Annotated in this window: 11 protein-coding genes; 1 reads left to right on the forward strand and 10 read right to left on the reverse strand. The window is 36.6% G+C overall.

Features of this window, described 5'->3' with window-relative positions; genetic code table 11:
* Positions 1-117 precede the first annotated feature (117 nt).
* From QNN06_RS17745 to QNN06_RS17755, 3 genes are all read right to left on the reverse strand, one after another.
* Complete coding sequence (locus tag QNN06_RS17745) at positions 118-396, reverse strand: hypothetical protein (protein WP_284035593.1); 279 nt, start codon at positions 394-396, stop codon at positions 118-120.
* Between the two features lie 1586 nt (positions 397-1982).
* Positions 1983-3308, reverse strand: coding sequence for a hypothetical protein (locus QNN06_RS17750; protein ID WP_284035594.1), 1326 nt, complete (start codon positions 3306-3308; stop codon positions 1983-1985).
* 611 nt (positions 3309-3919) lie between these two features.
* Positions 3920-4066: a hypothetical protein gene (locus QNN06_RS17755; protein WP_284035595.1), complete on the reverse strand. Its 147-nt coding sequence runs from the start codon at positions 4064-4066 to the stop codon at positions 3920-3922.
* A gap of 286 nt (positions 4067-4352) precedes the next feature.
* Between QNN06_RS17755 and QNN06_RS17760 the strand changes: the two genes are divergently transcribed.
* Positions 4353-4841, forward strand: a complete 489-nt coding sequence (locus tag QNN06_RS17760) for a sigma-70 family RNA polymerase sigma factor (RefSeq protein ID WP_284035596.1) — start codon at positions 4353-4355, stop codon at positions 4839-4841.
* Positions 4842-5352: 511 nt separating this feature from the next.
* Here the strand turns inward: QNN06_RS17760 and QNN06_RS17765 are convergent.
* The 7 genes from QNN06_RS17765 to QNN06_RS17795 all read right to left on the reverse strand — a co-directional run bounded on the left by QNN06_RS17765 (position 5353) and on the right by QNN06_RS17795 (position 12858).
* Entirely contained in the window at positions 5353-6939 is a 1587-nt protein-coding gene (locus QNN06_RS17765; protein ID WP_284035597.1) for a class I adenylate-forming enzyme family protein, read from the reverse strand.
* A gap of 20 nt (positions 6940-6959) precedes the next feature.
* Positions 6960-7517, reverse strand: coding sequence for a helix-turn-helix domain-containing protein (locus tag QNN06_RS17770; RefSeq protein ID WP_284035598.1), 558 nt, complete (start codon positions 7515-7517; stop codon positions 6960-6962).
* Between the two features lie 75 nt (positions 7518-7592).
* On the reverse strand, positions 7593-9530 hold the full coding sequence (locus QNN06_RS17775) for an oxidoreductase (RefSeq protein ID WP_284035599.1): 1938 nt from the start codon (positions 9528-9530) through the stop codon (positions 7593-7595).
* Positions 9531-9600: 70 nt separating this feature from the next.
* Complete coding sequence (locus QNN06_RS17780; protein WP_284035600.1) at positions 9601-10485, reverse strand: cyclase family protein; 885 nt, start codon at positions 10483-10485, stop codon at positions 9601-9603.
* 11 nt (positions 10486-10496) lie between these two features.
* On the reverse strand, positions 10497-11198 hold the full coding sequence (locus QNN06_RS17785) for an ABC transporter ATP-binding protein (protein WP_284035601.1): 702 nt from the start codon (positions 11196-11198) through the stop codon (positions 10497-10499).
* 26 nt (positions 11199-11224) lie between these two features.
* A complete protein-coding gene (locus QNN06_RS17790; RefSeq protein WP_284037948.1) occupies positions 11225-11968 on the reverse strand; it encodes an ABC transporter ATP-binding protein in 744 nt (247 codons plus the stop codon).
* Between the two features lie 26 nt (positions 11969-11994).
* A complete protein-coding gene (locus tag QNN06_RS17795; protein WP_284035602.1) occupies positions 11995-12858 on the reverse strand; it encodes a branched-chain amino acid ABC transporter permease in 864 nt (287 codons plus the stop codon).
* Position 12859: the final 1 nt, after the last annotated feature.

A 12859-nucleotide genomic window follows, 5' to 3' on the forward strand; every position in this document is an offset into this window, starting at 1 on the left:
GATGTTAGAAACATCCTTTTGACGGTGCGGAAAAAAGTTGTGTGTAAATAAGTTTCAAAGTAAGCGTGAAATAGCCACACCATTCAAAAGAAGTAGGCTATTTCACGCTTACAATTCTTAAAATGGCAAATCGTCGTCATCTTGTTGATGAATTACTTTTCTCTCTGCACTTTTATCCAAATAATAATTCCCTTCATCCTCTTCCATCTCTTCACGAGTTATACCGAAAGGAACTCCATTTTCAGTATACCCCTCTATAAAATAAAACATCTCATCACCAAAATCTTCATCCATTTGTGCGTTTTCAAGCTTTCTTTTTTCCTTCTGTTTCTGTTTAGACATTCTAAATTGTTTGACCTGCTCTTTATACGACTGTTTAAATTGATAGCCCAGCATTTACAATTCCGTAATAGCACATACCAGATCAACTCCAAACCATTTACTATAACCTTTCGCAAGATTTTTTCCATAATACTGTTCAGCCCATTTCTTGGCATTTTGAAGACGGCCAGGCCGAGTATATCACTTCCTTCTTGGGGTGTTATTCTTGTTGCTTTTCTCGTTTCCCATGTAATAGCCTCGCTTATTTTTATTGGAAGGATAATTTATAAACCTTCTTTCAATCTATCATATTTCTTAGCCACTCGAATTTAGACAATTTGCCAGGAAGTTAGCCTCGACACTTTGGAAAGAAAAAATTTGATTATTTACTAATGAAGCTATGAATGAAGCGCCCGTTCATGAAAATTATTAATAGTAAAGATAGACATGATATCTTACTAATGTTGATTTCATTGTGTTTGAAAAATAAACGTAAAATTCCGTTTAAATTGGGAAATACCCACATTTCCCTATAAATAAAGGAAGTTTTTCCGTCTATATGATCCAAATCTTCGGATTTTGTTTTATTTAGAGAGGTTAATCGGAATATCTCCGTTTATATCTGCTTGTTATGCTCCCTTTTTATACATTAGTCGGAAATTCTCCCCCTATGATACCTACAAGAAAAACCACCATGAATAATAACAGAGCCTTGCTTTAACTTCCCCCATTAAAATCGCATGCTACTCTAATTCCATTTACTAAATAAGGGATTATTTTACCCTATCCACAAGTTTAATTACAACAAACGTATTCTTTTGTGATGCATGAGAACCGTCCCCATGAATCTTTTTTTAAAGCAACGAAATCCGGAAAATTGATTGCAACGTCTCGTTATAAGAAGGATGGCTATAAAATTTCATTCATGGAAGCGGACGTCCGCAATGAAGAAGGCGAGTTATTGTGCACGACCACGGGCACATTTTATCGATACGACAAGTAACCGAGGGTGACCAGGGGGATGGTTCTCTTGGCATTTTTTTGCATTTTTAAAATTCTGGAAAGCCAAAGCAGGGATTACTAGCTTTGGCTACAGAAATACGCAACCATAAGAACTGTCCCTGTGGCACTTTTAACATCCATATCCTCTAGAATTACGATGTCATCACTTTACATCGCTATTACTCCCTCTACATAACTACTTCAAACTACCATTTATGATTATCTTAGGCACCATCCAATAATTGGGTGGTGCCTTTCACGATTAATTCCTTTTTGTTAGGCTATGTTATACTGAATGTTGATTTTACTGTGTTTGAAAAATAAACGGAAAAATTCCGTTTAAATTGGGAAATACCCTTATTTCCTTAAAAATAAAGGAAGTTTTTCCGTTTATTTGATCCAAATCTTTGGATTTTATCTTATTTAGAGCAGTTAATCGGAATTTCTTCGCTTATAATTGCTTGTTAAGCTTCCTCTTTATACATTAGCCGGAAATTCTCCGCCTATGAATTCTCGTACTATACGAAAATCAACAATGAATAATAACAGAGCCTTTTGTTAAAAATAGAATTAAATTTGCTTAACTTAATGGCTATAGTGTCATCAGGCATCAAATTGCATAGCTTTTTTTATCGAAAGTAACAATACTTGTTTAATGGTTACAGCTTTATGCCATGCCACTTTTTCAAATGCTCAGCATGGGTGGATAAATAAGAATGCGGGTCAAATAGTTTGTCATAATACTCCAAATCTAGATGGTGCGACTGTAAGTACATTAATGAATAGACAGAAGGTACGGTTGCCGGAAATTTCCCGAATGTATCATACATGTATTGAGCCTGCAGGGCAATAATTTCTTTAAATTCTTCATCATGAACTTGTGCGTTGCTGCGCACGAACGACGGATACTTCCAAATTCCCTTCGTTTCAGGATGAAATGGACCGTCCTTCCCAAATTTGCGTTCCACTAATGCTTCAACTGCATCTCTCATGGTCGGATAATGTGGAGGTGTATACGAAGTAAATACTCCTTCAAGTCCTGTTGGGTTAGGTATTGCCCAACGTTCATCTGTATCATAGCGGAAACCAAGACCGGGAACATCCGGATCACCACTGGCTCCTAAAACGGTTAAGCGATCAATTCCATCAAACATCCAGCCACCGAGCCCAATTGCTTGCTGCAATAACATTCCTGAGTATGTTGCTGTGGCCAATTCTGCAGATAGTTCAGCAAGCGAATATTGATCAAGGAAGCTAAGGGGAACCGGATTATCGACATCCACAATATGTCTGTATTTCTCTAAACCTGGGATTTTCCGTTTATTAATATCGTCATAGATAACTAGTCCATTTTGAACGTAGAAGCATAAATTTAAAAGTGTATGCTGGGCTAAATCCCCAACTGGAAACACTAAGAAGGTACCTGGCTTATTGGCCACCCAAGAATTATGCCCCTCCATATAGGGCTCATAATTTGGAATATTCAGGCGATCGTCAGATAATTTCTCAATTCTTTTTTGATGTGATAGCAGTAGTTCCTTTGTAGAAAGTTTCCCATTTTCTGAACGTCCCACTTCTGGTGCAAAATCCCGGGTACGGAAAATGTATGTCCCTGTGTCATCCGTAAAAAACACTTCAGAAGTATGAAAGCCTGCTGCAGATGGATGGGTTCTGCCCGACGCTGATCCAGAATAATTGGATAGATACGGTTTATAACGTTCATGTCTAGTAACTGAATGATGCCAACCCGTTACACCACTGACCCCCAATAATATTAGTAGTTTTTCTAAATTATTTAGCGGAACTGGTTCGTGTTTTGATTTATATGCAAGCGGTCCGTCAGGTATTTCTGCTCCAAGCAAAAATCGGCGGGAACGCCTTCCAAAAAGTGCTTCAAGAAGTGGGAATTCTGTTAATTCTCTTAGTAAATCTTCATTTATGTCCGCCTCAGAAAGATCAAATCCACTTTGCTTCATTTTTGCCATCGTTATATATTCCTCCCTAATAATAAATTATTTTCTAATCTATTTATAAAAAATTCTTTGCTCACAATAGGTCATGATTTCTTCTTCTACCATTATGTTGAAAAATGGGTTTTGTGTATGACACTTTTTCTTTTTTACCTTTGTCAGCACGGTTTCATTCTCTTTCCATCTGAAATAAATAATATAAAATGTGATTTTGTCTATTTTTCTATTATTCTGTCTATTTAAATTATAATTGAGATATACGTTGATTGAGAATTAACAATATTTAATATGGGGTATAAGTGCCACTTATACCTATAAATTATTTTGATGCTTTCTACACAGCCTCTTGTATGGAGCTTAAAGTGGGCGTCATATCATTTATAATTATGCAGCGAAAGCTATTATAAAGCATCAACATATACTCATGTGGTATTACACCGTCTAATTCTGGACTGGCAACACCGTCAACTTTCGGTCATTTTGGGATGGCAATAACAATAAAGGGACCCGGACCCTACCTTGAATGATGACTCTATCGGATTTCAGGGGTGAATTCACGGTGTGCTAAGTTTATCATGGCGGCGATTAATTAGTATCTATTTCAGCAGCATTTACCCTTGTTCATCTTAAAAAATGAAATTCAATCGTTCCAATGAAGTTTTCGCTGCTTTTATGATATATCCCCCATCGGCACCCATATTTTCAAGGGTTAAAATTTGAAATTTAATTCTCTCCGTTTCCAATGGAGGGAACTCAACAATTTTTGTATACATCTCGAATAAACCACCTCATTGTAATAGCTTCTCATGTAAGGATTCTATTTATGGATCAAAAAATACCCTTTGAGAACCTTCCCCAATCTCAATTTATATAGTTTTGATCGAAACTTCTTAAAATCTGCTCCAAATTAGAAATAAGACAGTAGATTTTGCCATTTTCAGGGGGGAATTCGGCACCAAATTAGAAATTAGTGAATTCGCTCAAATCAAAGAATCTCGCTATGGTAGAGATACCCGGGAATACAGAGGCATAAGCGCGCTTTCCTGAAAGGACCTAGCGTTGGAAAGCTTTGAACAGTTAGCAGAACAATACCAGCCGATGATCCACAAGGTCATTCACTCTCTTCATCTATACACAGACCTGGAGGAATTTTACCAGCTTGGCCTCATTTCCTTATGGGAGGCCAGCCAACGATTCAATCCGAAAAAAGGGAATTTTACAAACTATGCTTATTCATATATTAGAGGCAAGCTGCTTATGGAACTCAATAAGATAGCAAAAATCCAGGAAAGAAGTTTTTGTCCGGAGGAGGAATTCTGGGAGATGGCAGCTGATGGCCGGCAAGATCCATCTTTAGAAAAAGAAATCCTATTATCCTGTTCGGAAATGTTGACCCCGAAACAACAGAAATGGCTGTTTTACACTCTCCATTCCGGTCTATCCGTCAGGGAAATTGCCGACAAAGAAGATGTAACGGTATCTGCAGTTAAGCAATGGCGGGAAGGTGCACGTGGGAGATTGAAGTATTTAAGAGTGAACAATCCTTAACTACGTGGGATTTAGAGGTTAACGTTTAACCGGCTAGATCCAGCGAATACCTAAGACGTGGCGAATAAGATTATTTAAGAATAACTTTATTATGAAATAATTAGCAGGCCGGTACCTTTAGCACCAGTTAATGAGGCAATAGAATCGTCCCTGTGTGCCTCTCCAAATAGTTATCAAGTGAAGGAAATTCCTAAACTTTTTGAGATTACTAAAGTGCCATTAAAATAATTTAAAAAAACTATAAAACTTTACAACAAAGTTTTTTTGGCTTCGATAGGTATTTTACTTCAGGAAAAAAAGAGTAGCTCTGTCACCACTCTTCTACTTGTTGAAGTAATGTTCCGTCTTTTTCTTGTAAAAAAACTGTACTTATTTTACAACTAGGAGCTTTCCTGTATCCATGTTTAACAGCCCGTTGAATAAAAAAAAGGCTAAGATTATTCTTGGCGTATTATTATTGCAGGGGTTGGATATGGATAATTAATTCTTTATTAGAACCAGCATTACTTAATTAAACAAGTTGACGTTTCAAAACTTTTCCGCTAGGGTTCCGGGGCAATTTGTCAAGAAATTCGATAACTTTTGGTACTTTAAAATGTGCAAGTTTTTGGAGGCAATATTTCCGTATTTCCTCACTCGATGATCTCATACCTGGTTTTAATACAATTACCGCCTTGATTTGTTCTCCGAAAATCTTATCAGGAATACCGACCACAGCTGCTTCCAGTACCTTTGGAAACGAATACAGGACATTCTCTACTTCAATGCTATAAACCTTTTCTCCAGCCCTATTTATCATATCTTTTATTCTGTCGAGAATATAAACATATCCTTCATCATCAATTTTTGCTACATCTCCCGTATATAACCAGCCGTTCCGTATTGCTTTGTTGCTTGCCTCTTCGTTTTCCCAATAACCACTGATAACTTTAGGACCACGAATAATTAGCTCTCCAATTCCATTAGTTGGGAGTCCATTTCCATTTTCATCAACTACTTTAACCTCAACAAGTGGTACAGGAAGACCAACTGAATCATGTTTTCGCAATGCATCTTGATCTGGAAGCAAAGTATCTAGGCCATGCCCCTCAGTCAACCCATATCCATTATGAATTTTCATCTGCGGGAATATTTTTCTTAGTTTTTCAATTAAATCAAACGGAGCAGGCGCTCCTCCATAAAGAATCGCTCTAACATTAGATAGAATCTCAGGGCGAAACTTTTGAGAAGAAAGCATAAACCAGTACATCGTTGGTACCCCAACAAGTATCGTTGGCTTATATCTTTGAAGTAGTTCCAATACCGTTTCAGTCTGGTAAGATTTTAGTATATAAACTGGTATTCCTGTATAAATAGCTCCTAGAAATTGCAGCATCCCTGTGATATGAAACATCGGAACCATCATTAATGTACTATCCTTCGGCTGAAGCTGGTACGTTACAGCAAAATTCATTCCAGTAGATACAAAACCCAGATGGGTTAGTAATGCACCCTTTGGATGTCCAGTCGTACCTGATGTAAAAAAAATAGAGCAGGGTTCCGTATCGATTATTACGGGAACATCAATGTCACCCACAAAGGGCTCGGTTAATTCTGAAAACAGTTTTTCCAAATCAGTTGTTTTTTCAGAGACAAACACTTCATCGAGTTGATCCATGCATTGAATTTTGGTGTAGATTCCTTCCCAATACTCTTTTTCTGTAATCAATAACCGTGCCTTTGATTTAACAATTTCATATTCTATTTCAGTTGGCGAAAGCCTAACATTCAACGGTACAGAAATTGCTCCAATATGAGCAAGTGCAAAAAAGCAGATTGGGTATAAAAATCCATTCCCCAAAAGCAGCGCTACTTTTTCGCCCTTTTTGATTCCATATTTATTCTGAAGATTAAAAGCAACTCGACATACTTGGTCCCATAGTTCCAAGTATGTCATTTGTTTTTCCTGAAAAACCAGGGCTGTCTCTTCTGGTACCCGGGTTACTGTTTGCCGTAGTAATTCGGCAACATTTGACGGTCTTGGTTCAAAGACGGGTAATCCGAATTTATTCTTTTGTATGGTTAAATGGTCAGGTAAATTCTTCTCCCAATAAGTCAATGGTTTCACCTCTAAACTTTTTAATAATTTACCTGCATTAAAACACCTAAAAGGACAACTTCCTTTTCAATAGGTAAGAACATATGTGATTTTTGACCATCGAAGTAAACTGAATCCCCTTCTTCCATCCGATATTTATTGCCGTCATAGAAAAAATCTACATTTCCTGATATGACATAAACAAATTCTTCTTCTTCATGAATAAATGGTTTTTTGTCCATTACAATAGCAGGGATTGTTACAACAAAAGGTTGTATTTTTGAGAGTCTTTTTTTATTAGCTAAAGAATAATAGTTGTAACCAATCTCACTATATTTACCTTTCAGTGGTTTTCGATCCTTCTTCTTAATTATTAATGGACCGGTGTCGTCTTCATCCACCTCAAAAAACCAAGACAATTCAACTCCGAAAACCTTTGCAATTTTAGATAAAGTTGCAATAGCTATTGAAATGTTACCTCTTTCAATTTTTGATATAAAGCTTTTGGAATATCCACATTTTCTTGCTAGATCCTCTTGTGTAAAATTTAAATGTAATCTTAGCTTTTTTATTCTGTCAGCGATTATTTCTTCGGTCAATATTCTACCCTTCCTCTCCAATCACTTTATAAATATAAGTATCAAGACTTTTTTTTGTATTAAAAATGGTTAAAATTAAGATAAACTATTTCCTGCTATATACCCTTCTAAAACTGCATCTAGAATTTTTCTTGGCTCTTTGCAGCTACCTATTCGATCGTATTCATTATTTATAAATAGATCATTGGGCTTAAATCCTCTGGCAGATATTATTAAATCAACATTAATACTAAACGTTTCACCTTCATTCGTTATTAAAATCAGCTTATTGTTTTCTACCCGATCAATATCAGTATTCGTTAGAAATTGGATTGGAAGAAACTTTATGTGTGACATTATATCTCTTCTATTCAACGGATCTATATTTCTTCCAATTTCTCTTTTCCCAGAACGACTTATCGCTATCACTTTATTGTTATTCTCAGCTAGGTAGTGTGACATTTCAAGGCCAGCCCCTCTTGACCCCAATACCACTACTTTCTTTCCATTAATGGTCTCCTTATTTCTAAATGCTTCGACAACATCCATAATTGGAATGGAATGGTCTGTTTTAATAGGATCATGTTTAGGGATCATTCCGGTAGCTATAATTAGCTTATCAAAATCCATTTCTAACAAATCAGCTTCAGAAACCTTTTTATTTAGTTGTACGTTTACCTTTGAATACCCAATCCTTTTTATAAGAGAATCGAAGAACCAAGCCCATTTCTCCTTATGGACTCCAGCAGCTGCCACATCCAATAATCCACCTAATTTGTCGTTAGCTTCAAAAAGTGTTACATGATGGCCTTTTTCTTCTGCTGTAAGTGCAGCCACCATTCCGGCTGAGCCTCCGCCAATGACAGCCACCCTTAGAGGTTTGTCAGCCTTAACTAACGGAAGTAAATCAGCTTCTCTACCCGTTACGGGGTTTACTGAACAACGAACCTCAGCATGCTTAGTTACACGTTCAGCACAATAACAGCATGATGTGCATTTGATAATCAAGTCTTGATTTCCTTCTTTGGCTTTTTTGGCCCAGTGCGGATCTGCTAAAAAACTTCTGCCCATTGCAACAAAGTCAATATCTTGGTTTTTTATAATTTTGTCTGCAAATGCTGGATCCCTGATTACTCCGACCCCAATGACTGGAATATTTATTGCTTCCTTCACTCTTCTAGCCATTGGAATTCTCCAACCCTCGGAAAATGACATCGGTTCAACATTTCGATCGATCGATTCAAATATACCCGTAGAGGCATGAATTGCAGATGCGCCAGAATCCTCAAAAAATTTTGCGAATTTTATACCCTCACCTATATTCAAACCTTCCTCGATGAATTCATCCATACTAAATCGAATGATAACTGGAAAATTTCCGTCTACAGTTTTCTTAATACCTTGTATAACATTCTTTATGATTCGCCCGCGATTTTCTAACGAACCCCCATACTTATCTGTCCTTTTATTCGAATATGGTGACAAGAAACCATTTAATAAATAACCATGAGCTGCATGCAGCTCTACACCGTCGTATCCAGCCTTGTATGCTCTATATGCTGCAGATATAAATTTATCTTCAATCATTTTTATTTCTTCTATGGTTAATTCTTTCGGGGATTCCTTCATAACCTTGCATGGTATCGGGGAAGGAGCAAGGGGTTGTCTGCCAATCACGCTTTTTCTAGTTTCTCTTCCGGCATGATGTAGCTGTAGAAATGCTTTTGACCCATGACTTTTTATTTCCATGGCTATAGCACGATGGCCAGAAATAAATGAATCATCATCAATAAGAAGTTGATGGGGCGAACCTAGTCCATGTTCCCTTTCGACACATGTGAATTCAACAATGATTGCACCCGCTCCCCCCTTGGCTCTTTCCGCATAATATTTTATCATTTTGGAAGTTACCTCACCGGAGGAAGAAGCCATATTTGTTTCCATCGGTGCCATAATTATTCTATTTTTTAGATTGATATCACCAATCTTATTTTCGGAAAATAAGTGTGTATAGGTTTCCTTCGTTAAACTCATACAACCAACTCCTTATAATTAATGATAATAATCGTTTTATAAGTATTTCTATTTTATTAATAGGGGCTTTTCATAATATTGCTAGAGGATTAATGGGACTTCCTACACCGCCTCTTATTTTTAAAGGCGTTGCTACAAAGAAAAATTCATATACCTCTTCTTTCGCGAATTCATCAAGATTTAACATTTCCATTAAATATATTCCTAGTTCTCGAATCATTAGAACGTGAAGGGAATCCTTCGCTTTTTCCTCCATAGGTATCGGTTCAACTGCTAAATTATCTACCCCTAATCCAACAATGTCTTGTTTAGCTAAAAATCGGGCTGCCTCAATCCCGATTCCGGGCTGACTTTCATAAAAAGTTTCAGGTTGTGTTTCGAATGTTTTCATAAAGCCTGTTCTTAGGAGAATAATATCCCCCTGTTGGATTTCAACTTTTTGGACATCTAAACATTGCATTATATCTTCTGGAGTAATGACATACCCTGGGTCTAAATTTTGCACCCCTTTTAATAAGGCAATATCCAATAAAATCCCTCTACCTACAATCCATTCAATCTTTTCGACACCGCACTTTTTTGCACCTGTACTTCGAATGTTATTTTGATCATGGCCATTATAAATTTGCTCATCTGTCCAAACATGTCCAAGTCCATCAACATGGGTAGTCCCGTGTGTAGGCATCACAATATAATCATCAGCAATTTTTACCCCGCCCGGTGATTGTATTCCCGATTTATAATCCCCCCCATCGATAGTCATAAAATGGAGCGCAGAATTCCTCCCAGGAAACACAGGAACTTTGGTTTGGCGAATTGGATAAGATAAGCTGTATACCTTTCCCTGTTTAATATATTCCTTTGCTTTTAACAATACTTGAGGAGTCAATAAATTTAAGGTACCTCTTTCATCCTCTCCTCCCCATCGATTCCAGTTCGATAAAGTTTCCAGCATTATATCACTCCCTACATAATTTCTAATAAATTATAATTCTGCGTAAAAGTTTCAGAGTCGTCATGTGCAACTATTTTACCTCTTCTTAATCCATATACTCTGTTGGCGATTCTGAAAAGATGATCAATATTTTGTTCAACGATTAAGATGGATGTTCCTAGGGTTTTGTTAATCTCGCATATCGCATCCATGACCGTCTGAACAAAAGAAGGGGCAAGGCCAATTGATGGCTCATCTATTAACAACAGTTTAGGACTAGTCATTAATCCCATTGCAACAGCAAGCATTTGTTGCTGACCACCAGACATTGTGCCAGCCTTTTGCTTTTCTCTTTCTTTTAATATAGGAAAAAGTTTATATGATACTTCAAGTTTTTCATAGATTTCCTTTTTATTTCTTAAAAAATAACAACCCATTTTCAAATTATCTAATACTGTTAGGGACTTGAAGACTTGATGTCCTTGGGGTATATATGATAAACCTTTTTTTACAATTTCTTCAGGTCTTAACCCACTAATTTTCTCCTCCCTAAAATAAATGTTGCCACTTGATGGTTTTATCTGTCCATGAATGGTACTTAACAAGGTTGATTTGCCTGCACCATTATGACCAATTAAACCGACAATTTCCCCTTCATTAATGTTTAAAGATACATCTTCTATAACTGTTTTTTTACTGTAACCAGCGGTTACATTTCTTATATCTAATATCATATTTATCACTCCGTTAAACCCTATTTTTAAACAACATTCAAATATCGTTCTTTTAGGTCAGGGTCATTCATAATTTCATTAATTGGGCCAGTCGCAACCGCATGGCCATTATCAAGAAAAATTGCATAATCCGCCAATTCGCTGACCACATAAAGATTATGCTCTACAATACAAATAGTCTTTCCCTTAGAAACTAGTTCTTTTACCAATCTTATGACTGTATCCAGCGTTTTTTGATCTAATCCTGAGCACGGTTCATCAAGTAATATCGTATCAACGTCTAGGGCTAGCATCCTTGCAATTGATAATAGTTTCAGTTCAGCATAGGATAAATTATTGGCAACCTCATCCTCTTTCCCGGATAAACCTACATACGCTAAGTGCTGGCTAGCCAATTTACGTCTTTCATTTTCTTCTCGCTTGATATTCCTCCAATTTAAGAAAAGATGTCTCATTTTTTCCCCGGATTGTTGCTGAAATCCGACCATCACGTTATCAAGAACAGTTAAATCTTCAAAAATGCGCAAATCCTGAAAGGTCCTTCCGACCCCAATATTCCCCATTTGATATGCTTGTAATTTAGTAATATCTATATTATCTTGATATATTTTTCCTGAATCTGGTTTTAAAAACCCTGATATTAAATTAAAGATTGTTGTCTTCCCAGCACCGTTTGGGCCGATTAAAGCGGTAATCTGATTAGACTTTATTTCGAAGGTTAAATCTCTGATTGCTTGAATCCCACCAAATGATTTATTAACTCCTTCCACACGAATCAATAAAATCACCCCCAATTTTAACTTTTAGTCGATAGAATGCCCTTCGGTCTTAGTAAAGCGAACAAGACTAAAATCAAACCATAAAATAATTGCTCTATCCCAGCAGCAATAGAATTCGGTAAATGAATAAAACCTATTATCTCCGGAACAAGAACTAGAAAAACAGCCCCAATTATAACGGTCCATAATTTCTTGGTTCCTGCGATAATGATAATGGTTAATAAAAACATCGTTAAATGTACATTAAAATCAGTAGGGTTAATAAAGGTTATATAATGAGCATATAAACTTCCTGAAATTGCGGCAATTGCCCCAGTAACTGTAAAAACCAGGATTTTGTATTGAACAACATTTTTCCCCAAACTTTTTGCTGCCACTTCATTATTTCCCATCGCTCTTAGAACTCTACCAAAAGGACTTTCGATTAACCGGCCGATGATGATATAGCAAACAATTAGAATGATGAAGGAAAAAATTAAAAACTCAGGTTTACCGATAATTGGGTACCCGAATAATTCCGGTTTCATAATTCCTGGGAATCCTCTTCCTCCATTCGTCACTACTGTCCAATTGGAAAATATTTGGTTAAATATTATTAGTAGTCCGAAGCTTGCTACTACCATATAATCCCCGCTCACTCTTAAGGTTAAAAGAGCAAAAATATATCCAATAACTCCTGCTATTAGGATCCCTACGATCATTCCCCCCAAAAAATTTATTCCCAATTTTACAGTAAATATTGCTGTCGAATAGGCACCGATACCGATAAACCCTGCATGTGCTACAGAAAAAATATTTGCGTGGCCAAGTAATAAGTTAAATGACATAGCACCAATTATGTATATGACAATAATGATGCATAAACCTAATACATAATCCATA

This window comes from Neobacillus sp. 114 (assembly GCF_030127045.1).
GTDB lineage: Bacteria > Bacillota > Bacilli > Bacillales > Cytobacillaceae > Neobacillus > Neobacillus rhizophilus.

What these genes read in the sequence shown, in the direction of transcription:
- QNN06_RS17745 (WP_284035593.1), bottom strand. Translation starts at nt 396, where the DNA reads ATGCTGGGCTATCAATTTAAACAGTCGTATAAAGAGCAGGTCAAACAA.
- QNN06_RS17750 (WP_284035594.1), bottom strand. Translation starts at nt 3,308, where the DNA reads ATGGCAAAAATGAAGCAAAGTGGATTTGATCTTTCTGAGGCGGACATA.
- QNN06_RS17755 (WP_284035595.1), bottom strand. Translation starts at nt 4,066, where the DNA reads ATGTATACAAAAATTGTTGAGTTCCCTCCATTGGAAACGGAGAGAATT.
- QNN06_RS17775 (WP_284035599.1), bottom strand. Translation starts at nt 9,530, where the DNA reads ATGAGTTTAACGAAGGAAACCTATACACACTTATTTTCCGAAAATAAG.
- QNN06_RS17780 (WP_284035600.1), bottom strand. Translation starts at nt 10,485, where the DNA reads ATGCTGGAAACTTTATCGAACTGGAATCGATGGGGAGGAGAGGATGAA.
- QNN06_RS17785 (WP_284035601.1), bottom strand. Translation starts at nt 11,198, where the DNA reads ATGATATTAGATATAAGAAATGTAACCGCTGGTTACAGTAAAAAAACA.
- QNN06_RS17795 (WP_284035602.1), bottom strand. Translation starts at nt 12,858, where the DNA reads ATGGATTATGTATTAGGTTTATGCATCATTATTGTCATATACATAATT.